Genomic DNA, 261 nt, shown 5'->3' on the forward strand with positions numbered 1-261 from the left:
CAAGAGCCACACCAGTTGCTTGACATGAAGCATTGGCACTTACGGTTACGTCATCAGGTGCTGTAATGGTAGGGTCTGTATTGTCTTCGACAGTTACTATTTGAGTATCAGTAGCAGAATTACCAGCTGCATCAGTTACGGTCCAGGTTACTGTTGTATTACCTATTGGGAATGTAGCAGGCGCATCATTGGTTGCAGGATTCGCCCCACAGTTATCAGCTGTAGTCGGTGTTCCAAGAGCCACACCAGTTGCTTCACAGG

1 protein-coding gene is annotated in these 261 nt (G+C 47.5%); it reads right to left on the reverse strand.

Annotated features, from left to right (window positions below; all coding sequences use genetic code 11):
- Positions 1–261, reverse strand: a 261-nt coding sequence (locus tag LOK78_RS16575) for an HYR domain-containing protein (RefSeq protein ID WP_232635694.1), incomplete at both ends; no start/stop codon positions are given.

Source organism: Mangrovimonas futianensis (assembly GCF_021245805.1).
In the GTDB taxonomy this organism is placed as follows: Bacteria; Bacteroidota; Bacteroidia; order Flavobacteriales; family Flavobacteriaceae; genus Mangrovimonas; species Mangrovimonas futianensis.